Annotated in this window: 18 protein-coding genes and 3 pseudogenes; 6 read left to right on the forward strand and 15 right to left on the reverse strand. The window is 34.9% G+C overall.

Annotated features, from left to right (window positions below; translation table 11 throughout):
* Nucleotides 1–3 precede the first annotated feature (3 nt).
* The 4 genes from AAHI02_RS02685 to AAHI02_RS02700 form a co-directional block, all read right to left on the reverse strand.
* Nucleotides 4–453 (reverse strand): MarR family transcriptional regulator, encoded by a 450-nt coding sequence (locus AAHI02_RS02685; protein WP_346986658.1) that lies wholly within the window; start codon nucleotides 451–453, stop codon nucleotides 4–6.
* A gap of 167 nt (nucleotides 454–620) precedes the next feature.
* Nucleotides 621–1,541: an ABC transporter ATP-binding protein gene (locus AAHI02_RS02690; protein WP_346985336.1), complete on the reverse strand. Its 921-nt coding sequence runs from the start codon at nucleotides 1,539–1,541 to the stop codon at nucleotides 621–623.
* Nucleotides 1,542–1,686: 145 nt separating this feature from the next.
* On the reverse strand, nucleotides 1,687–2,658 hold the full coding sequence (locus tag AAHI02_RS02695) for an iron ABC transporter permease (RefSeq protein ID WP_346985337.1): 972 nt from the start codon (nucleotides 2,656–2,658) through the stop codon (nucleotides 1,687–1,689).
* 13 nt (nucleotides 2,659–2,671) lie between these two features.
* Nucleotides 2,672–3,226: a TlpA disulfide reductase family protein gene (locus tag AAHI02_RS02700; protein ID WP_346985338.1), complete on the reverse strand. Its 555-nt coding sequence runs from the start codon at nucleotides 3,224–3,226 to the stop codon at nucleotides 2,672–2,674.
* A 28-nt stretch (nucleotides 3,227–3,254) separates the two neighbouring features.
* Between AAHI02_RS02700 and AAHI02_RS02705 the strand changes: the two are divergent.
* Together AAHI02_RS02705 and AAHI02_RS02710 are read left to right on the forward strand one after the other, a co-directional pair.
* Nucleotides 3,255–4,380, forward strand: a pseudogene (locus tag AAHI02_RS02705) (iron-sulfur cluster-binding domain-containing protein).
* Entirely contained in the window at nucleotides 4,377–4,994 is a 618-nt protein-coding gene (locus tag AAHI02_RS02710; protein ID WP_346985339.1) for an ElyC/SanA/YdcF family protein, read from the forward strand. The pseudogene AAHI02_RS02705 and the gene AAHI02_RS02710 overlap by 4 nt, the downstream one beginning before the upstream one ends.
* On the opposite strand, the gene AAHI02_RS02715 is transcribed toward AAHI02_RS02710, so the two are convergent.
* Both AAHI02_RS02715 and AAHI02_RS02720 read right to left on the reverse strand, forming a co-directional pair.
* Entirely contained in the window at nucleotides 4,991–7,162 is a 2,172-nt protein-coding gene (locus tag AAHI02_RS02715; RefSeq protein WP_346985340.1) for a BamA/TamA family outer membrane protein, read from the reverse strand. The two genes, AAHI02_RS02710 and AAHI02_RS02715, sit on opposite strands and share 4 nt — an antisense overlap.
* A complete protein-coding gene (locus tag AAHI02_RS02720) occupies nucleotides 7,080–7,589 on the reverse strand; it encodes a hypothetical protein (RefSeq protein ID WP_346985341.1) in 510 nt (169 codons plus the stop codon). The genes AAHI02_RS02715 and AAHI02_RS02720 overlap by 83 nt, the downstream gene beginning before the upstream one ends.
* Here AAHI02_RS02720 and AAHI02_RS02725 point away from each other — a divergent pair.
* A complete protein-coding gene (locus AAHI02_RS02725) occupies nucleotides 7,575–8,306 on the forward strand; it encodes an RNA methyltransferase (RefSeq protein ID WP_346985342.1) in 732 nt (243 codons plus the stop codon). The two genes, AAHI02_RS02720 and AAHI02_RS02725, sit on opposite strands and share 15 nt — an antisense overlap.
* A gap of 65 nt (nucleotides 8,307–8,371) precedes the next feature.
* Here the strand turns inward: AAHI02_RS02725 and AAHI02_RS02730 are convergent, their stop codons facing one another.
* The 5 genes and pseudogenes from AAHI02_RS02730 to porQ all read right to left on the reverse strand — a co-directional run bounded on the left by AAHI02_RS02730 (nucleotide 8,372) and on the right by porQ (nucleotide 11,507).
* Nucleotides 8,372–8,869: a phosphoribosyl-ATP pyrophosphatase gene (locus AAHI02_RS02730; protein ID WP_346985343.1), complete on the reverse strand. Its 498-nt coding sequence runs from the start codon at nucleotides 8,867–8,869 to the stop codon at nucleotides 8,372–8,374.
* Between the two features lie 3 nt (nucleotides 8,870–8,872).
* The gene (locus tag AAHI02_RS02735; RefSeq protein ID WP_042722317.1) at nucleotides 8,873–9,181 is read right to left on the reverse strand and encodes a phage holin family protein; all 309 of its coding nucleotides are present in this window, start codon (nucleotides 9,179–9,181) and stop codon (nucleotides 8,873–8,875) included.
* A gap of 78 nt (nucleotides 9,182–9,259) precedes the next feature.
* Nucleotides 9,260–9,606 (reverse strand): annotated as a pseudogene (locus AAHI02_RS02740) (YtxH domain-containing protein).
* A gap of 93 nt (nucleotides 9,607–9,699) precedes the next feature.
* On the reverse strand, nucleotides 9,700–10,374 hold the full coding sequence (gene cmk, locus AAHI02_RS02745; RefSeq protein WP_346985344.1) for a (d)CMP kinase: 675 nt from the start codon (nucleotides 10,372–10,374) through the stop codon (nucleotides 9,700–9,702).
* A gap of 140 nt (nucleotides 10,375–10,514) precedes the next feature.
* Nucleotides 10,515–11,507 (reverse strand): type IX secretion system protein PorQ, encoded by a 993-nt coding sequence (gene porQ / locus AAHI02_RS02750; protein ID WP_346985345.1) that lies wholly within the window; start codon nucleotides 11,505–11,507, stop codon nucleotides 10,515–10,517.
* A 283-nt stretch (nucleotides 11,508–11,790) separates the two neighbouring features.
* Here porQ and pyrH point away from each other — a divergent pair, with 283 nt between their 5' ends.
* The 3 genes from pyrH (at nucleotide 11,791) to frr (ending at nucleotide 13,792) form a co-directional block, all read left to right on the forward strand.
* The gene (pyrH, locus tag AAHI02_RS02755; protein ID WP_346985346.1) at nucleotides 11,791–12,498 is read left to right on the forward strand and encodes a UMP kinase; all 708 of its coding nucleotides are present in this window, start codon (nucleotides 11,791–11,793) and stop codon (nucleotides 12,496–12,498) included.
* 257 nt (nucleotides 12,499–12,755) lie between these two features.
* Nucleotides 12,756–12,923, forward strand: coding sequence for a hypothetical protein (locus tag AAHI02_RS02760; RefSeq protein ID WP_346985347.1), 168 nt, complete (start codon nucleotides 12,756–12,758; stop codon nucleotides 12,921–12,923).
* 314 nt (nucleotides 12,924–13,237) lie between these two features.
* Complete coding sequence (gene frr / locus AAHI02_RS02765; protein WP_346985348.1) at nucleotides 13,238–13,792, forward strand: ribosome recycling factor; 555 nt, start codon at nucleotides 13,238–13,240, stop codon at nucleotides 13,790–13,792.
* Between the two features lie 50 nt (nucleotides 13,793–13,842).
* Here frr and AAHI02_RS02770 read toward each other — a convergent pair whose 3' ends face one another.
* The 4 genes and pseudogenes from AAHI02_RS02770 to AAHI02_RS02785 form a co-directional block, all read right to left on the reverse strand.
* Nucleotides 13,843–14,484, reverse strand: a complete 642-nt coding sequence (locus AAHI02_RS02770) for a hypothetical protein (protein ID WP_346985349.1) — start codon at nucleotides 14,482–14,484, stop codon at nucleotides 13,843–13,845.
* Between the two features lie 305 nt (nucleotides 14,485–14,789).
* Nucleotides 14,790–16,250, reverse strand: a complete 1,461-nt coding sequence (locus tag AAHI02_RS02775) for an LptF/LptG family permease (protein WP_346985350.1) — start codon at nucleotides 16,248–16,250, stop codon at nucleotides 14,790–14,792.
* Between the two features lie 147 nt (nucleotides 16,251–16,397).
* Nucleotides 16,398–17,046, reverse strand: a pseudogene (locus tag AAHI02_RS02780) (outer membrane lipoprotein carrier protein LolA).
* Nucleotides 17,047–17,118: 72 nt separating this feature from the next.
* On the reverse strand, nucleotides 17,119–19,638 hold the full coding sequence (locus tag AAHI02_RS02785) for a DNA translocase FtsK (RefSeq protein WP_346986659.1): 2,520 nt from the start codon (nucleotides 19,636–19,638) through the stop codon (nucleotides 17,119–17,121).
* Nucleotides 19,639–19,897 lie beyond the last annotated feature (259 nt).

Below are 19,897 nucleotides of genomic sequence, written 5' to 3' on the forward strand. Positions count from 1 at the left end.
ATGTTATTTTCTGTTATTTAGATCTGTGGCAATTTTCATGATCTCGGTCATCACTTCTTTAAAAGTTTCAAGCTTTTCGGGAGCAATTTTCTCCATGATCTTCTTGTTGAAGTTGACAACCACTTCTTTTGACATATTTCTTGAATTCAGGCCTTTATCTGTAAGCTTTATAATAACCTCACGTTTGTCTGTAGTTGTTTTTTCTTTATATATATATCCATTATCCTCAAGAAGTTTAATAATTCTTGTGAGAGAAGTTGGCTCAATAGCCATTTTTGGTCCCAAATTGGTGCTTCTGGTTCCTTCTTTAGGATCTATTTTAAGAAGAGTAAGTGCCTGTACTGCCGTAGAATCATGTTCCTGAGCCATTTCTGTGTACATCTTAGAAACAGCAAGCCAGGTTTGTTTAAGAATTAAATCAACGTTTTCTATTTTATCTTTTTTGTTATCCATCATTTTACGATATCAAGGTTTTACTCAAATTTAGTAAAATATTATGCATGCATAATATTTATTTACGTTAAAATTTGTTAATACGTTGAAAATAAATGGATTAATTGATATGACTAGCATAATACTATGCATGCATAATATATCAAGTTAATAAAGAAAGATGTATATTAATAAATGGTATTCAATAAAGTTACAATTTCTTCAAAAGATTCACATTGATAATTATCTTTAAAATGAGAGATAATCCAATAATCCTTAAATTCGAAGGTCAATAAAGAAAGGTCAATAGGAAAATTTTTCTGCAAAAGTGAATATAGCATTTCCTTGTAGACGTAAGGAGCAACAATGTTTGGAGGAACGAAATTTTCATTCATCTGAAATAAAGTAGGACTCGTAAGCTCATCATGTTGCAAGAGAACATCTTCTACAATTCCTGTATATAATTGATTATCCTTAATATACCATATTTTATCGGCAAATTCCTTAGCTAAACGCCAGTCATGAGATGAAAAAAGAATAAGTTTCTGATGCTCCAAAGCTAATTTTCTGAGAATTTTCAGGATCATAACTTTGTTTTTCTCATCCAGATGCGTTGTAGGTTCATCAAGAATAATAACAGGTGAATTTTGTGTAAAGGCCCTTCCGATAAAAGCCTTTTGAAGATTGCCGTCCGAAAGATTTTTAAGTAAAGTGTCCTTATACTGAAGCAAGTCCAATTCTTCAATAATCGATGAAACTTCATTCCGGTCTTCTTTATTAAGCTCAAAATAAAACGGATAATGAATGTATTTTCCCAACGAAATGAGATCTTCAACCGTATAATTCTGTGGAATTACAGCTTTTGAAAATACAACAGCAATATTTTCCGCTATTTCTTTCACTGAAAGATGTTTGATATTTTTACCATGAAGATAAATTTCTCCCTGTAAAAGAGGAATTTGATGTAAAATAGATTTGATTAATGTTGTTTTCCCGACACCGTTGTTACCAATTAACAAGCATACTTCTCCCAAATTCAAATTGGCTGTTGCATTTGAAATTAAGGTCTTATTGTAGCCTATATTTGCTTGGTTGACTTGTAGGTGCATTTTCTTTTTTATTTGCCCGGAGTTCTCGCGGATTTAGACAGATTTCATTTCCTTATATTATTTTGTTATCTGTAAAGTTAACTTAGATTCTACAAAATGACAAAATGCTAAATATTTTATATAACTTAAATTCAACATTCATTTTTCATCCTTTATTCTGTCTCAAAAGCATCATCAGAATAACAGGAATTCCGAAGATAGAACTTATCACATTGATAGGAATCTGAGTTTTCTCTGCTATAATCGAAAATATAAGCATAATACACATTCCCAATAGCATATTTAATATCCATTGCTGCCAGAGCTTCGAAGGATTGTAGATCAGTCTGCAGAAATGAGGAATAATAATACCAATGAATAAAATAGGACCCAAAAATGCGGTAACTGATGCCGAAAGCAGTGAAGAAGATACAATGATGAGGATCTTCAGCTGATTTAAATTAACACCTAAACTCTGCGCGTAGGATACTCCCAAAGAATTTCCGATCAAAGGTTTTATGGTTCTAAAACAGATGAGTAATCCTCCAAAAATTAAAACTGACAATACATAAATCTGATTTCGGGAAACCATATTATTGGCTCCGAAAGACCATAGAATATAATTTTTTAAACTTTGATTTTCTGCATAAAACTGAAGCAGCGAAACGATAGCTCCTGCAAAAGCGGAAACAAGAAAACCAAATATAATCAGATAAGATTTATCATAAAACCGGCTGGAAACAGAAAGCAAAAGAAACATCAAAACCATACTTCCGATAATGGCCGACAAGCTCAGAAAGGTATTCTGGAGAAAATCCGGCAGCACAATATTGTATGAAAAAAATATATAAAATGCCACGGAAAGACTTGCCACAGAAGTAATGCCCAGAATATCAGGACCTGCAAGAGGATTTTGAAAATATTCCTGCATAAGAAATCCTGACGTAGGAATTGAAATTCCGGCTAAAAGCATTACCAAAACACGGTTTACACGAATTTCAGCGATAAGGCTATTAGAAGACTCTGTAAAGAAATCCTGAAAATTTAAACTTAAAAATCCTGTATTCAGATTAATTACCATTGCCAATAGAATAGCAAGCAATAAAACCGAACACAGGATCTTAAATTTATCTGACATAAAAGTCTGACGTTTATTTTAAAAGAGAATTGATTTTTTCGTTGAGCTGTTCTTCGCTCATCATTCCAAGGGTTTCGTCAGTTTTATCGCCTTTTCTCATGTATGTAAACGGTATTGCTCCGCCATCCCATTTTTTAAAATTGGTTGCAAAAAAATTACCTTCAAGACTCTGTCCATCAAGCAATACCGTGTTCTTCCGGATTCCTTGTTCATCCACAAACTGAGAGACTTTTGTATTCCAGTCTTCCTTGTTGTCGAGACTTATAAATGTAATTCTCACGGGTTTTCCGTTCAGTTCCTGTATTTTATTTTTAAAATGAGGAATTTCCTTTACGCAAGGTCCGCACCAGGTTGCAAAAAAGTTAGTAACGTAAAGCGTGTCATTCTTTTTACCTAAAAAAGCCGAAGTTTCCTGAGAGGTCAGCATTTTCAAAGCTTCAGGAGCTTTGGAGTTTTCTGATACAGAAGCAGAATCTGCAGCCATTTTGCCGTCTTCTGTTTTTGTATCCTCCTTTTTACAACTGAAGAGAGATACGAAGAAAAGCGTTGATAAGATTATCTTTTTCATTATTTTTTATCTATTTTTGAATTGAAGTATGGAACAACAAATCTATAAAGGGAAACTTACAAAGTTTCATTGGTTAAAAATAACGAAAAAGGAAGAACTGACCAAAAATACTTTCTCACTGGAGTTTGAAATTCCCGAGAGCCTGAAGAAGAATTTTAAGTTTGATGCAGGGCAGTTCGTAAGCATAAAATTTCATTCCCACGCCAAAGATGTTATCAAAGATTATTCGATGACATCGGCGCCATTCGAGAAAAAGATTGCTTTAGGGATAAAAATAAATTCTCCGGAAAGCGATGCTTCAGCATTATTCAGAAATTATAATATCGGTGATGAATTACTGGTGAGCGAGCCGGGCGGAAGGTTTACGCTTGTTTCAAAACCAAGTGAGTTCAGAACTATTGTAGGTTTTGCTGCAGGAATAGGAATTACCCCGATTTTAAGTCATTTTAAAAATATTCTTCATAACGAACCGAGAACGAGACTTTTTCTTTTTTTCAGTAACAAAACCCGTGAAGATCTGATTTATCGGGAACAACTGGATAATCTTGCCAGAAACTGTGGCGAAAGACTTCAGATATTTTACTTCTATTCACAGGAAAAAATATCAAACACTTTCTTTCATGGAAGGCTCGATGATAAAAAATTAAATCTAATCATTAACCAAATTCTGCACCTTGACGATACCGATGAAGAATCAACTATCTGGGATGCGGTCGATGAAGTATTGATATGTGGCAAAGGCGACATGATCAAAACGTTGGCAAATGCCTGTTATCACCACGGAATTCCTAAGAAAAACATTCATTTTGAGCTTTTTGAGGAATATAATGACGATATTTATCCTGTAGAAAAAGAATTTCCTTTGATTGAAAATATTGATGTGGAATTTAAAATGCTTGGCAAAAAATATTTTACAGAATTACCGGATAATAAAGAGAAGATTTTACAGCAGTTATTAATTCAGAAATTTGCTGTTCCGTACTCATGCAAGTCTGGGATTTGCGGAAGCTGTGAGTGTATTCTTGAGGAAGGTGAAGTGGAATTGCTGGAAAACGAGTATTTAACAGAAAGGGAAGAGGAAAAAGGACATATCCTTGCGTGTATGTCGATAGCAAAAAAGCAAGAAAATAAAGCTTAACTTTGATCTGAGTTGAGAATAATTAAAAACATATTTAACCTGATTTTCATATCAACAGAAATGATGATTCTGCTGATATGTCTTGCCAATGCATGGGTATTTGCTCTCACGGACGGACGGACTTATAACAAAATATCCAAAATTCCGCCGAGAGAAGTGGCACTGGTTTTAGGTACTTCACCAAAAATGAGATCAGGTGCATCCAATCCTTATTTTACAAAAAGAATGGATGCTGCCGCATTGCTGTATCATCACGGAAAGATCAGGAAAATCCTTGTAAGCGGTGAAAAAAGCAGGGGATATGATGAACCGGCCGCTATGAAAAACTACCTGATCTATCAGGAAGGCGTACCGGAAGAAATTATCATAGAAGATCCGAAAGGATTTAATACCTACAGAAGCATCCTGCGTTGTAAAGATGTTTACAAAAAAGACAATGTAATTATTGTATCCCAGGGATTTCATAACCTTCGGGCATTGCTTTTTGCAAGAAATAATAATATGAATGCTCTTGGATTTGACGCTCAGGATGTTACAAAACCTGAAAGTTATTACAGAAACCAGTTTAGGGAAATATTGGCCAGAACGGTTGCTGTCGTTTATTTTGCATTGGGTATTTCTCCTGATTAGAAAGGATATCCGAATGCGATATTCAGGGTTGGCTTAAATGGCTGGAAATATTTCAGTCTCCAACGCTCTCCTTCCGGTTTGTTGGGATCGTACATTTTATAAGCAAGATCCAGTCTCAGTGTAATATAAGCAATATTTACCCTTAATCCGAAACCACTGCCGATACCGACCTGTTTTAGGAAACTGTTAAATTTAAATTCGTCCCCCGATCCGTCATTGGTGGTTTTCAAAGCCCAAATGTTACCGATATCTGTGAAAAGGGCACCCTCATATGTATTATTAAAAGGAACTCTGAATTCAACGTTGGTTGTCAGTTTCATATTTTCCGTCATGAAAGTACGAACTCTTTCGTCAATCTGTGAACCTGCAGGACCAAGGCCGCCAAAAGGAATCCAAGCCCTGATATCATTAGCACCACCATTAAAGTATGATCGTATTACAGGCATATTGGAGGAATTTCCATACGGAATCCCAACGCCCACGAACTGGCGGAGAACAAGAGTATTATTATTAAATTTAAAATATTTTCTTACGTCAAAATCGAATTTCACAAACTGAGCATACGGAACTCCAAAAATTGTCCTTTCCGGACTGGTAATAACTCCGCCGTCATTTCTTTTCTGATTAAAAATACTGAAGATATTTCCGGCAAGTTCTATTTTTCCATTAAAATAAAAAGAATTCGGATAATCTTTTTTACCGATTTCGTTGTAAACAAAATTATAGATGAATGAAGAAATCAGAACATCCTGTGTCTGACGGTCTTTATTAATCAACGAGCCTACAAAGGCAATAAATCTGTCAGCTCCTTGTTGATTAAGCCCTGATGCATACTGTTGATCCAGCGTTATCAACCTTGAAACTTCATCTATTGTCAGTTTTCCTGCACTGAAATCTTGCGCTACAGAAGGTTTAAAGGCAAAATAATCGTCAAATATTTCACTTCTGATCGCTTCGTCATTTACAAAATAATCATAATAAGCGTCTTTATTTTTGGTCAAACTCAGTTGAGTATTGAATAAAGTCAGCCTGTGAGAAACTTTATCGTTTACCGTTGCAAGATAATTTAAACCTGTATTAAAATTGACTCTTCCCAAACCTATGTTATTCTGAACCGAAGCTCCCAGTACAATCGATGAAGTAGGGCTGTATTTTTTAGGCAGTAATTTGTAGTAATCAAATGGCAGCAGCAATCTGGGGAAACTTAAAGAAGCCTGAGCCGAAATTTCGTAAGCTAAAACTCTTTTGTCGATATTTTTCGTACTCCTTATCGATCCGAATGTCCCGGCAAGACTGGTAGAAAGATTTTCTGCACCTCCGAAAATATTCCTTGTAGTCAAATCCACAGAAGGAGACACTCCGAGATTCAGCAGCTGAGAATAGTTGATGTCCGTACCTACTTTCAGCTCGTATTTCGGAAGTGGTTTAAGAACATACATTACATCGATGATGCTGTCATTGGGAACAGCTCCGCCACCGTGTCTTAAAGAGTCCCTTGATTTAAGAATACTGAAATTATTCATAGCCAAAAGGTTTCGTCTCGTAAGATCAAACTTTTTCTGGTCGTACACCTGTTTGTTTCCGATAGTGATAGCGCGCCAGATCGCCCTTGAATTGTATTGATTATTAACTTTGTGAAATCTTATTCCTCTTAGGCTGTCTTTTTTTGTATTCTTGGGATAATCTCCCATTTCATCAACAATAGCTATATCTATATTTCCGATCGTAGAAATTTTATAAGGCCTGTCGAGAGAATCTTTATGAATTTCAAGGGTTAAAGGAACCTGTTTTCTGCTTTTAAGGGAATCTGCCACAAAATAGATCTCATCACCAAGATTATTGAATTTATAATAACCATAGTCTTTCATAAGGTCATTAATTCTTGTAACTTCTTTCTCAAGAACCGTCTGATCCAGTATTTGTCCCTGCTTAATCAGGCTTTCATTTATTTTCTGCTGATAAATATTCTTTACGTTCGGATCTGTAATATTGTAATAATATTCCTTGATATACGTAGGATCTCTATGGGTAATAAAATAAGTAACGGCAGCCTTTTTTGAAGCTGAATCAAGATCATGTTTAAATTTAACTTCCGAATCCCAATAGCCACGGTAAGTGAGTCTTTTCTCTATTGACTCTGCACTTTTTTTCAGTTTTTGTCTGATCAAGAATTACGGGTGCAGAACCCCAATTGTGATACAGCCTGTCGAAAAACAAACTTTTGCCGACACTGCTCTTCATATTATATTTAATGAAAAGAGAATCTCTCAGTTTCTGATTTCTCAGTTCATTAGGATAGGTCATGTATTCATTGAGAAGGGTGTCGTATTTAGGATTTGCAGCATTGTACAGCCATAAGCTGAGCGGCATAAAAAGGAACTGCCTTTTGTTGGGTTTTTGCTGTACATAGTTTTTAAGCTCACTATCAAAAGGAGCCTTTTTATCTTCAAATTGAAAGTTATTGGAGACAAGCAAATATTCCCCTTCAGGAACCTTTTTGGTGGTACTACAAGCATAAAGGAGACCTACAAATGTTGCAAATGATATAATTTTATAATACTTTTGAGGAGAATTCTTATAATGCTTACAGCTCATACAATAAAAATTTTACAATCTTTGGATAAAAAGAAGTTCAGGCAAAAATACAATTTGTTTTTGGTTGAAGGCAATAAAACAATCACTGAACTTTTTAATTCTAACTTTAAAATTAAAGAAATATTTTCTACCGATCCGCAAAAACTGGACCGCCCGGATATGTCTATCACCCATATCTCTGAAAATGAGTTAAAAAAAATCAGTTTTCTGCAAAATCCAAAAGATTCTGTAGCCGTCTGTTATCTTAATGAAGAAAAAAAATTGGATGACAGCGACCTTCAGCTGGTTCTTGACGGAATTCAAGATCCCGGAAATATGGGAACAATTATACGCCTGGCAGACTGGTTTGGTATTGAACAGATTATCTGCAGCAAAGATACTGTTGATTTTTATAATCCGAAAGTTATTATGGCAAGTATGGGATCTTTCACCAGAGTGAATATCATTTACCAAGATCTGGGGGAATATCTTTCTGAGACAAAAAACGTCAATATCGGAACAGATATGGAAGGAGAAAACATCTACTCATTTCAAAAACCTGAAAAAATGAATCTTATTTTAGGAAATGAAGGTAATGGAATGCGCCCTGAAACAGAAGAATATATAGAAAAAAGCCTTATGATCCCAAGATTCGGAAAGTCTCAGTCTACCGAAAGCCTGAATGTTTCGATGGCGGCGGGAATTATTTTAGGGCAATTGTTCGGAGTGAGAGAGTAATAGAGTTGGAGTGTAAAGTGATTGATATCAACTCTAAAACATTATAACTCTCCAACTCTAAAACTTCAGATAAGCTGTTCCATGCTTGAAACACTTTGATTTTTCTGGTAATTTTCCAGTTTCTTTCTTACAAATCTTAATGCGATCGGAGCAAGATAAATTAAAGCAACTCCTGCAACTTTTCTTTTCCAGTTTGAGCTTTTAAGGCTTTTCCTTGCATAATTTCCTACGATAGCAGTTACTCCCAGTTTGATTAATGTATCTACCGCATCTCCTTTGAAAGCAGAGCCTGCAATTCCCATTGCTGTATTTTTATTGATAAGCGCTCCCTTTATCTCAGAAGTGATCTGTTTAGCAATTACGTCTTTTCTCAGTACCACTTTTTCGTCACCATCTTCATCTACTTTTTCCTGCAGGTACTGATCGGTTAAACCATTAGTGAACGCACTCAAACTTTCTTTTGTATTTTTGAATGTCAGAAGATCCTCAAGACCGTCTATTTCCTGTCTCAAAAGTTTCTTCTTTCTTCTTAATTCTTCTAAGCTCTCATACTTTCTGCCCATAGTTTAATGATTTAAAAATTTAATAACCTGATCTGCCACATAATTTACGAGTTTCTTTTTAAATATCATAAGAATCATCATAATCACGAAGTAAAATGCTGATACGATAAGAAACCCGTACGAACTGTTTCCCAATGCTTTTCCAATCAGGAATGCGATCCCAAAGTTGAACAGGATAATGAAAAAACCAAAGGCAACCAGCATTAAGACAAAGTATGTGATGACTCCGGCCGAAAGTGATGATTTTTCTGTGGCTTCAATTTTCAGCAGATCAATTCTTTTCGATGCGTATTCTTTAATAGTTTCAATCATTGTTTTTCTTTAAAGTTACAAAAAAAGGAACTTTCGTTTATAAAGTTCCTTGTGATAATTTATCTTAAAAATAAATTATTATGATTTTAGATCATTCAGTTCAGATTCTACATTTTTTACAACATCTGCAGTCTTTGAAACAATCTGATCTTTGTATTTGTCATATCCGTCTTTCACCGTGTGAGCAACGTTATTTGCTGTTTCTTTAAAAGTAGAAGAAATATTACCATATTGATCTTTCACTTTTTCGGAAACTTCTCCGTATTTGTTTTTAGCCTGATCTTTAAGATCATTTGCCTTATCTTTTATTTTTTTCTGGTTTCTTTACCTTCTTCCGGAGCATAAAGCATTCCTAAAATTACACCCGCCGCAGCACCTGCAAGAAGTCCTGCCAAAATACCCGCTGTATTGTTTTTTTTAGACATTTTCGTTTTTTTTAATTAGTTAATAATACTAGTTTTACTTGCTAATAAATGTACAATTAATATACCAAAGGAGACATTAATCAATTAAAAATGTTAAAAATTTTTGATATGAGACAGAATACTTTCAATCGTCTCTTTTTTAGAAAGGTGAGTATTATCAATAATTACAGCATCATCCGCCTTCTTCAAAGGAGCTATTTCCCGCTCACTATCAATCTTATCACGTATAATGAGATTTTTTTTCACCTGCTCTTCATCCGCGTCAATTCCAAGACTGAGAAGTTCCTGATAACGTCTTTTTGTTCTTTCATCAATACTTGCTGTCATGAAAAATTTATAGTCAGCATTTGGCAGAACGACTGTCCCGATGTCACGTCCGTCCATAATAATACCACCTTTTTCTGCCAAAGAACGTTGCGCCTGAAGAAGAAAATCCCTTACTTCTTTTTGTTTTGCGACAAAACTTACATTTTCTGACACTTCATTTGTTCTGATAGCTTTGGAAATATCGATATGATTAAGAAAAAGAACTAATTCTCCGCCATCATTTTTAAATTCAAGGTCGATTTGATCGAAAGAAGAGAATAACTTCTGAATATTTATAGATCCGTCCTCATTCAGGCAATTCTGAAGTGCAAACCAGGTAACTCCTCTGTAAAGCGCACCCGTATCAAGATGGATAAGCCCCAGCTTTTCGGCAATGATTTTAGATATAGAACTCTTTCCGGTAGACGAGTACCCGTCGATCGCTATTACAGGTTTTTTCATACTGCAAATTTCAAGAAATTTTCTTAAAAATCAAGAAACCCTAAGATATTTCTTAAGGTTTCTGTTTTATTTTAAATTAACTTGTTTACATCTAAAATCTTATGAATTAATTTCTAAAGCATAAAATTTATGGTTGAAATCTAATATCCTGCATGACTGGTAAGATCTATAGAAACCCCGATCTGGTTGACATTTGAGGAGTTATGGTATCTTACATGAGCATAATCAATACGGAATCTTGACAATTTAATTCCGAATCCGGCGGAAAGGCCCGAGAAATTTCTCTGATCTGCCACTGCAAGTTCATTACCTCGTTTTACGTTATAACCGAGTCTGATATTAAATCCTTTTTCAGGAAAAAGTTCTGCACCAAGAGAGAAGTGGTCGGCAATTTTCCTTCCGGCATTTACTTCCTGACCGTTGACGTTGTATTGAGAAGAGATATTAAATTCCTGTAAATCGTGTGCCGTAATGGTAATCGCCAAAGGAATCGCCTTTAAAATCCTTGTATATCCTAAATCTACCCTGAAAGGAAGATTCTCTCTTGTACCGTTAAAAGATTTGAACTGATAGCCGAAGTTTCTGAAGACCAAAGAAGCTGTTTCTTTATTCTTTTTATTATGATAGGTAATTCCGGCGTTTCCTGAAATGGCAGAAGAAGTATAGTTGTCAATTTTGGAAGTGATAAAATTCAATCCACCACCAATGGTCCAGTCTTCCTCAAACTGATAGGCATATCCTGCACCAATAGCAACATCAGAAGCTTTAAATGTACCGTTTTCAAAGCCGCTTTCATCGGTTCTTGGAATATCCCCATAGCTCATATAGCGCGCATTGATCGTCGCCATATGGCCATTGTCAAAATCTCTGGCATACGCTATTGTTCCGTATTTTGAATCTGCAAGATACGCCGTTGCATTCACAGAAAGTTGGTTATCAGAATCTTTATTAAGCAAAGATGGGTTTGCAATTGCAAAGGAAACATCATGATCTCTTACAGAAATGGCATCACCGCCCAACGCAGCCTGTCTTGCAGATACAGGAATATTCAGAAACGGATAAACGTTTGTTCCTGTTTGCGCATAAGAAACAATTCCTGACAGAAATAATGAAAAAATGATAATTTTCTTCAATTCAGTTTATTATTAATGCAAAAATAATCCTTTTTCGTACTTGTCAAAATATTTATCGCACTATTTACGAGTAAATATTTGAGTTTTGTGAAAATACCTTGTTTTTTGTGTCATTTTAAATATTAAAGGCTCGTCATTTTTATTAAAAAACGGTCTATAGAAACAGCTTAAAAAGGAACATTTAAAAATTTAATGCAGAATTAAAAATCAATATTATTAATGATTATATTTGCAAAGTCAAATTTCTAACCGACCAACAAATAAAAGTTATTTAAAAATAAAGATGAAATATAAAAGAATCCTTCTGAAACTTAGTGGTGAAGCCTTGATGGGGAACAGACAATATGGTATTGACAACGAAAGGCTACAGGAATACGCAGCTGAGATCAAAAAAGTAGTTGACAAGGGCTGCGAAATTGCCATTGTGATTGGAGGAGGAAATATTTTCCGTGGTGTGGCAGGAGCGGCAAAAGGAATGGACCGCGTGCAGGGGGATTATATGGGAATGCTTGCAACCGTAATTAACGGAATGGCACTACAGGGCGCTCTGGAGGATGCAGGAATTAAGACAAGACTTCAATCTGCCATTGAAATGGATAAAGTTGCTGAACCTTTTATCAAAAGAAGAGCGGTAAGACATCTTGAAAAGGGTAGAGTAGTGATCTTCGGAGCTGGAACAGGTAACCCTTATTTTACGACCGACACTGCAGCAACATTAAGAGCGATCGAAATCGGAGCTGATGTAATTTTAAAAGGAACAAGAGTAGACGGAATCTACGACAGCGATCCTGAAAAAAATGTAAATGCCGTAAAATATAATTCATTATCTTTCGACGAAGTGTATGCTAAAAATCTTAAAGTGATGGATATGACAGCATTTACTTTAAGCCATGAGAACAAATTACCAATCATTGTTTTTGATATGAACAAAGACGGAAATCTTGAAAAGATTGTTGATGGAGAAAACGTTGGTACTTTAGTTGATTTGTAGTTTAGAGATTACTTATTAAGTATATCCGCTTCTTAAATTCATAAAAAATTAATTGCCCGAATATTAGTTGAACAGCTAATATTCGGGCATTTTTCATAAAGCTCTGCAACTTTCTAAAATTCATGGACCGATTAATATTTCAGACACAGATTTCATTTCAACAAGATGATTTGATTTATAATAAATTATTTAAAAATTTAAATCTCTGTAAGGAGAAATTTATTATATTTGATTTACAATCAACTAAAGTATTAATTATGAAAAATCTAAGAAAATTGCCGAAGAAAGAATTGAAAACCATTCAGGGTGGAAGGCCACCTCTAGGGTGTAATGATTGGAATCAAACAAAAGGTTGCTGTAGATCTTGGGATCCCGGTTATTGTGGAAATACAACATGTCCGGATTCACCACCGCCACTTTGCTAAATCTATAAAGCTCCTTTGTCTCAAGACTTTGGAGCTTATTTTTATTCATAATATATTTAATGAACAAAAGCCATATCAAATAGATTTACTTATTCTTTTTATATATATTTTTCCTTTCCAAAATTCAATTTTCTCAATTTTAATTTTTTTAGCTATAATAGCATTTTCCGGATATTTTACTATCTTTGGAAGCAGTAAAAAATAGTAAGAAAAACAGTAAAAAATAAGCGTTTTGTAACGAACTCACAGAATCGTAATTTACTGATAATCAAAAACTATTTAGTATGTGTAACTTATCAAATTTTTATTATATAATGGAAGAATTAGATCTTATAGTAGAGTCTGTACAATACGATATGGAAGCAGCTGTTAAGCACCTGGATCATGCATTTCAGAGAATCAGAGCCGGACGTGCGTCCACCAATATGGTTCAGGATGTAATGGTAGAATATTACGGAGCCCTGACACCGATCAATCAGGTTGCGAATGTTTCTATTCCGGATGCAATGACGATTTCTATTCAACCTTGGGATTCTAAAGCGATTAATGATATTGAAAAAGCAATCATTAATTCAAATCTTGGTTTTGCACCTTCCAACAACGGTATCAACATCATTCTTAACGTCCCGCCATTAACGGAGGAAAGAAGACGCGAACTGGCAAAACAGGCAAAAGCAGAAACTGAAGACACAAAAGTCGTGGTAAGAAATGCCAGACAGAACGGATTGAAAGAACTTAAAAAACTTGATGGCGTATCTGAAGACCTGATCAAAGGCATTGAAGCAGATATTCAGGTTCTTACCGATAAATATGTGAAAATCTGTGATGAGCATCTTAAAGTAAAAGAAGCTGAAATTATGAAAGTATAATTCAGAAATTTCAAATATTAAAAGCGGCTCTTTCGAAGCCGCTTTTGTTTTTACAGGCAGTTAATATTCCCATTTTTATCTTTATTTTTCAGGATAAGCTGATATGTTTTCATCAATTCCAAAATATCACATTTCGTTTCCTTATTGGCAATACTGCCCGGATCCTGATTATTTCCTTTAGACCGTACGTAATAATTTTTCTCGAAACACTGTACCGCTTTATTATTCAAAATGTATATTCGTTTTTCTTTAATATCGTCTTTCGTTTCCGGCCTTTCAGGAGTTCCGTCATCATCAAAATTCCAGACGGTTTCATTATTAAAAATGAAAAATACCTGATCATCTTTCACAAAATATTTTGTTGAGGAAGAAAAATGACTGTGTTCAGAATAGAAATCCTTTACCACTTTAAGCTTTTTGTCCTGATAATAAAGGGTAACTTCGCCTTCTCTTTCATCACAGTTATAGGTAAATGTTGTTGAATCAAGCTTTTTTGAAGTTAATAAATTGTTGACATTTTCATACTCTTTTTTGATATCAGCAATACTTCTTATAGAATCAACCGGAACTTGCAAAGAATCATTATTTACCGTTAAACTATCTTTTGAATCACTATTTTGCAATGTTTTTGTTCCTTCTTTCTTGCAGGACATAACCAGTAGTAAACTCAGACTCAGAACTGTAATTTTCATATAGATCAATATTTTGGTTCCATTAACATATACAAAAAATATGCTGTGATAATATTTAAATAAACAATGTTTTTTATTTAACCACAAAAGTTACAAAAGATTAAAAATTTCTATCATAAGAAAAAAGCTGACAATAGTTTTAAAAATCTTTGATTTTTGTTCTTTTGAAAACTTTGATTAGCTCATAAAAAACTTTTTAAATTTGTCTTTTATAACTTTTGCGGTTAAATTCAATATTAGCTTAAACAGGTTTATAATAAAAAAAGATCCGGAAAAAATCCCGAATCTCTTAAAGTAATGCTGAATTACTGATATCTTTTATGCTCTTCTTTTTTGACGAATAGCTTTGTAATGGGTTTGAAGAATGCTTTGTATTTTTCTGCATCGAATAACTGAGAATCTGTCAAAGCTTTATAGGTCATCCAAATCCCGAAAGGAAAAAGAACGAGATTGGGAACCCAAGCAGCCAGATAAGGATTAATTTTTCCTGACCATGCCATATTCTCCACACCTACATTAATTACATAAAATATAATAAAAATGATAATCGCAATAATCACAGGAAGCCCCATTCCCCCTTTTCTGATGATAGATCCAAGACTTGAACCGATCAGAAAGAATATAATACAGGTAAAAGAGTAGGTGACGATTCTTTGCTGATAAATCACTACTTTACTGTAATATTTCACACCGGGATCAATCTCATTGTTCTTAGATTCCAGAGTACTTTTAAGATTATCCAGCCTGCTGTAGGCATTGTTGATGATATCAAGCTTTTTGTCGCCTTTTACAGTATCAAGTTTCAAAATCTGCTTCGGTTTTACCTTCGCTTTATTTTGCTTGGCATCCATATAGGTCATTATCGAATTCGTTTGACTCAAGACATCATTATTGATATTCGTAAAGAATTTATCATTTTCTTTTTTGGTCTGATCGATCGTTTTGTTCAGTTGGTTGAATGTTTGAAAACGATAATCATCCGTTATCTTTTCCTCTTCAATCGCCTTATTAATAATTTCACTAATGTCAAAATGCGAAACCAGTGAGTCAAATTTAATTGCCTGATCCGGCTGCTTCAGACGAACATTTTCTGCTTTTCCGGCAAAATTATCTTCGTAAACATATCCGTTGTAAAGTACAAGCTTAAGGTAATTATTATTGGCTGCAGGAACAAATTTTCCTTTTTCTGCAACAATTGTCTGTTGATTTTCATAGCTCGTTGCTTTTTTATGAACAAAAACGCCTTCGATATTTTCTGCGTTCTCGCCATAAATTTTATCAAACTTAACCATGTTACCCGGAATCTGATCAATAAACTGTCCCGGCGTAAAATTGAGTGCCGGTTTTGTCTGAGCAATATTGAAAAGCATATTTTTTGCTTTCCGCTGAAAATCCGGGATAATATTATTGGAGAAAAAATAAAGCATGACCGAGAGAATAACCGTCACTCCCAGTAAAGGAACCATAACTCTCGTCAGAGAAATTCCTGCTGCCTTCATGGCTGCAAGTTCGTACCGTTCGCCGAATTCTCCAAAAGACATAATACTCGCCAAAAGAATGGTAAGTGGCAGAACCATACTGATAACGCTCACTCCAAGGTAGAAAAGCAACTTGACAATCTGAAAAGTGCTGAGCCCTTTCCCCATGAACTGGCCTAGCTGAACCCAGATAATATTCACAATAAATATGAAAAACAGTACGCTGAATATAAAGAAAAACGGTCCGAAGAAAGTTTTTATGATATATCGGTCTAGTATTTTTAACATTTGCCAAAATTAATGAAAAAGCCACAAAGTTTCCTTTGCAGCTTTTATATTTTATGAAATTTTTATAATAATTGAAATCGCCAAATTTTGAACCGTAAAAACCTTTAGAAGAAAAGGTTTAACCTTACCCATTTACGATTTTATTTTTTAAAGCTCGGTAATAAGATAATTTTTGAATTTATTCTTATCAAACACAAACATTCCCGGATCAAGATTCTGGTTTTCCTTGTACTCTTTAATGGCAATCACCGCAACATCCTGATTGCTGCCATGTTGTTCAAGTTTTACCATCTGCTTCTTTGCAGAATCTACAAAGAGATATACATACTTTATTCCGTTTGATTTTACAGGAGTCAGTTTAATAAAATCCGTACTCACACCATTTACGTTTTTCTTTCCGTTATAAGTTACGTTATAGTCGTTTCTGTAAGTCGAAAGATAATTGATAGGGGAGAACATAGAGCCGCTTCCATTTGGTTTGGCAATCGTCACTTCCATATCTTCTGTGTTGATATTATAAATTTTGCTGCCATCAAAGATCTGTTCAGTTTCCATGATCTTTAATTTGTACTTATCTCCGGCGGAGTAATAAATTCCAGGCTCTGTTTTGGAAATCTGTCCGCTGGCTCCTGTTCCGAAAGAAAATTTGAAATAAGAATTCTTTTTTGGAATTATAGTTTGCCGTGATATCATCCAATATTTTTTTAGCCTTTGCATCAATTTTTTGCGCATTGGCAATATTTACCGCTCCTACAACCAGACTGCTTGCTATAATTTTTGAAATAATATTTTTCATTTTTATTTAAATCTTTTAATCTTTAGACATTTTCAAATGCTGAAAGTTAAACTAAAATATCAGTTTATTCTTTTAACTGCGCAAATCTTCCAAAAACTGTTCCAAAGAATGAAGATCACTGATCAAAACTTCCCTTGCCTTCGCCCCATTGAATCCTCCAACAATGCCGCTTGCTTCCAGCTGATCCATAATTCTACCTGCTCTGTTGTATCCTAATTTTAACTGTCTCTGCAACATTGATGTAGAGCCTTGCTGTGTGGAAACAATAATTCTTGCCGCATCTTCAAACAACGCATCTTTTTCGTTAGGATCAAAAGCAGCTACGCTACTCGAAGAATCTTCAGATACATATTCAGGAAGGATAAATGCCGAAGCATACCCTTTCTGCTCGCCGATATATTCAGCCAGCCTTTCTACTTCCGGTGTATCTACGAAAGCACACTGAAGCCTTAAGATTTCATTTCCGTTAAAATAAAGCATATCTCCTTTACCAATCAGCTGATCTGCACCTGGAGAATCTAAAATCGTTCTTGAATCTACACTTGAAATTACTCTGAATGCCGCTCTTGCAGGGAAATTTGCTTTAATCATACCCGTAATAACGTTTACAGACGGTCTTTGTGTAGCAACGATCAGGTGAATACCCACCGCTCTGGCCAGCTGCGCCAATCTCGCAATCGGGAGCTCAACTTCTTTTCCTGCAGTCATGATCAGATCTGCAAACTCATCAACCACCAAAACAATATAGGGTAAGTAACGGTGACCGTTTTCAGGATTAAGTTTTCTTTCAGTGAATTTTTTATTGTATTCTTTTAAATTTTTACAGAATGCATTTTTAAGCAGATCATACCTTGTGTCCATCTCAATACAAAGAGAATTCAGGGTATTGATTACCTTATTTGTATCTGTAATAATCGCTTCCTCAGCATCCGGAAGTTTTGCCAAATAATGTCTTTCTATTTTTGAATATAATGAAAGCTCTACTTTTTTAGGATCTACCATAACGAATTTCAATTCGCTCGGATGTTTCTTATAAAGGAGAGAAGTTAAAATCGCATTAATCCCCACCGATTTACCTTGCCCTGTAGCACCTGCCATCAGTAAGTGAGGCATTTTTGAAAGATCGGCCATGAAAATTTCATTGGATATTGTTTTACCGAAAACCACCGGAAGATCCATATCCGTATTTTGAAATTTTTGTGAAGCAATCACCGAACGCATGGAAACCATCGTAGGATTTTTTCTCGGAACTTCAATACCGATCGTACCTTTGCCCGGCATCGGAGCAATAATCCTGATTCCCAAAGCCGAAAGATTAAGGGCTATATCATCCTGGAGTTTTTTAATGGCCGCAACACGAATTCCCGCCTCCGGAACGATTTCGTATAATGTTACTGTCGGACCGATGGTTGCTTTAATTTCCGCAATTCCTACGTTAAAATTTTTCAGCAATCCGACAATCTTATTTTTATTTTCTTCTAATTCTTCCTTATTAATAGAAATTTCCTCGTTTCCGTAATCTTTCAGCAAATCTACAGTTGGCATCTGGAAATTCGCAAGATCCAGCTTATGATCATACAGACCATGTTTTTCTACCAATTCCTGTGATTTTCTGTCAGAATCATCCAGAATATCAATAACAGGAGCTACTTCTACTTTAAATTTAATATTATCGTCTGTCGCAACGGCTGTAGAAGTTGTAGATTTAATATCAAAAGCCTGCTCCGGAGTTGATACGGGAACTGAAGGTTTTGGGGTTAAATTTAAATGCAATGATTGTGAAAAATCATTTTTATCTTCTTCGAAAGAGGTCTTATTTGGTGTGACGATCGTTTCAACATCTGAAGCGGCAGGAACTTCAAGAGCGTCATTATTTTTTTTAGATTTTAAAGTTTCTGTAACGGTAATTTTAGATGGATTAATTTCTGTATTTTCAGCTTCTTCAATAAGTTCGTCATCCGCTTCAAAATTCTCGTCAGAATTAGGAAACATAGATTTTACCCTGCCAATCGTATTTTCATTAATATCATTAAATTTTGACTTGATAGAACTCGGGCGAAGATTAAATTCCAAAATAAAATATAAAGCAATACTCGCCACCAGAACCAGCCAAAGACCGATTGTACCGATGATGGCGTTGAGCGAATCCATAATCTGATACCCATACACTCCGCTAAGAACCCCTTGGCCTTTGGTAACAGCACCGAAGAAAATGGGCAACCAGCAGATGAAAAACAAAGAATGGCCAACGGTTTTCCAGGGTTTGAACATTTTCTTTTTAAGAATAACGGTCCCGAACACCAAAAATAAAAATGCAATAATAAAGGAAGCCACTCCGATACTTTCAAAAATAAAAATATTTCCGAGCCAGTCGCCGAGTTTCCCGAAAAGATTCGAAGATTTTATGCTTTTATCCAGCATGGTTCCTGCCTGACTCTGATCTGCCTTCCAGTTCATGAGATATGAAACAAAAGAGAAGGTAAGAACGACGGAAAAAAGTATAAAAGTAAGACCGAAGAACACTCTCGGCTTCGATAAAAATTTGCCCTTTTCAGGCGATTCCTGTTGTTTTTTTTGCGTGTTTTTATCCATAATATGTGTGGCAAATTTAATGTTTTTCAACATTAAAAATGTGTGTTTGCTTAAAAGAAAATATAATTTTTTTGAGAGGAAATCATTAACCGTTTCCCCGTTTCCATGACTAAAATATTTAAAATAATTTAAATATGATTTAATTTTTCCACCAACCTATCTTTAAAATAAAATAAGATATAGGAGTCATTTTTCACTACTAATTCCTTTTAAATTAATTTAAAATACTACAAGTGTAGCAATCATCATCAAATTCAAA

It is taken from the genome of Chryseobacterium sp. POE27 (genome assembly GCF_039727685.1).
In the GTDB taxonomy this organism is placed as follows: domain Bacteria; phylum Bacteroidota; class Bacteroidia; order Flavobacteriales; family Weeksellaceae; genus Chryseobacterium.

What these genes read in the sequence shown, in the direction of transcription:
- AAHI02_RS02685 (WP_346986658.1), bottom strand. Translation starts at nt 453, where the DNA reads ATGGATAACAAAAAAGATAAAATAGAAAACGTTGATTTAATTCTTAAA.
- AAHI02_RS02690 (WP_346985336.1), bottom strand. Translation starts at nt 1,541, where the DNA reads ATGCACCTACAAGTCAACCAAGCAAATATAGGCTACAATAAGACCTTA.
- AAHI02_RS02695 (WP_346985337.1), bottom strand. Translation starts at nt 2,658, where the DNA reads ATGTCAGATAAATTTAAGATCCTGTGTTCGGTTTTATTGCTTGCTATT.
- AAHI02_RS02700 (WP_346985338.1), bottom strand. Translation starts at nt 3,226, where the DNA reads ATGAAAAAGATAATCTTATCAACGCTTTTCTTCGTATCTCTCTTCAGT.
- AAHI02_RS02725 (WP_346985342.1), top strand. Translation starts at nt 7,575, where the DNA reads ATGCTTACAGCTCATACAATAAAAATTTTACAATCTTTGGATAAAAAG.
- AAHI02_RS02720 (WP_346985341.1), bottom strand. Translation starts at nt 7,589, where the DNA reads ATGAGCTGTAAGCATTATAAGAATTCTCCTCAAAAGTATTATAAAATT.
- AAHI02_RS02730 (WP_346985343.1), bottom strand. Translation starts at nt 8,869, where the DNA reads ATGGGCAGAAAGTATGAGAGCTTAGAAGAATTAAGAAGAAAGAAGAAA.
- AAHI02_RS02735 (WP_042722317.1), bottom strand. Translation starts at nt 9,181, where the DNA reads ATGATTGAAACTATTAAAGAATACGCATCGAAAAGAATTGATCTGCTG.
- cmk (WP_346985344.1), bottom strand. Translation starts at nt 10,374, where the DNA reads ATGAAAAAACCTGTAATAGCGATCGACGGGTACTCGTCTACCGGAAAG.
- pyrH (WP_346985346.1), top strand. Translation starts at nt 11,791, where the DNA reads ATGAAATATAAAAGAATCCTTCTGAAACTTAGTGGTGAAGCCTTGATG.
- AAHI02_RS02760 (WP_346985347.1), top strand. Translation starts at nt 12,756, where the DNA reads ATGAAAAATCTAAGAAAATTGCCGAAGAAAGAATTGAAAACCATTCAG.
- frr (WP_346985348.1), top strand. Translation starts at nt 13,238, where the DNA reads ATGGAAGAATTAGATCTTATAGTAGAGTCTGTACAATACGATATGGAA.
- AAHI02_RS02770 (WP_346985349.1), bottom strand. Translation starts at nt 14,484, where the DNA reads ATGAAAATTACAGTTCTGAGTCTGAGTTTACTACTGGTTATGTCCTGC.
- AAHI02_RS02775 (WP_346985350.1), bottom strand. Translation starts at nt 16,250, where the DNA reads ATGTTAAAAATACTAGACCGATATATCATAAAAACTTTCTTCGGACCG.
- AAHI02_RS02785 (WP_346986659.1), bottom strand. Translation starts at nt 19,638, where the DNA reads ATGGATAAAAACACGCAAAAAAAACAACAGGAATCGCCTGAAAAGGGC.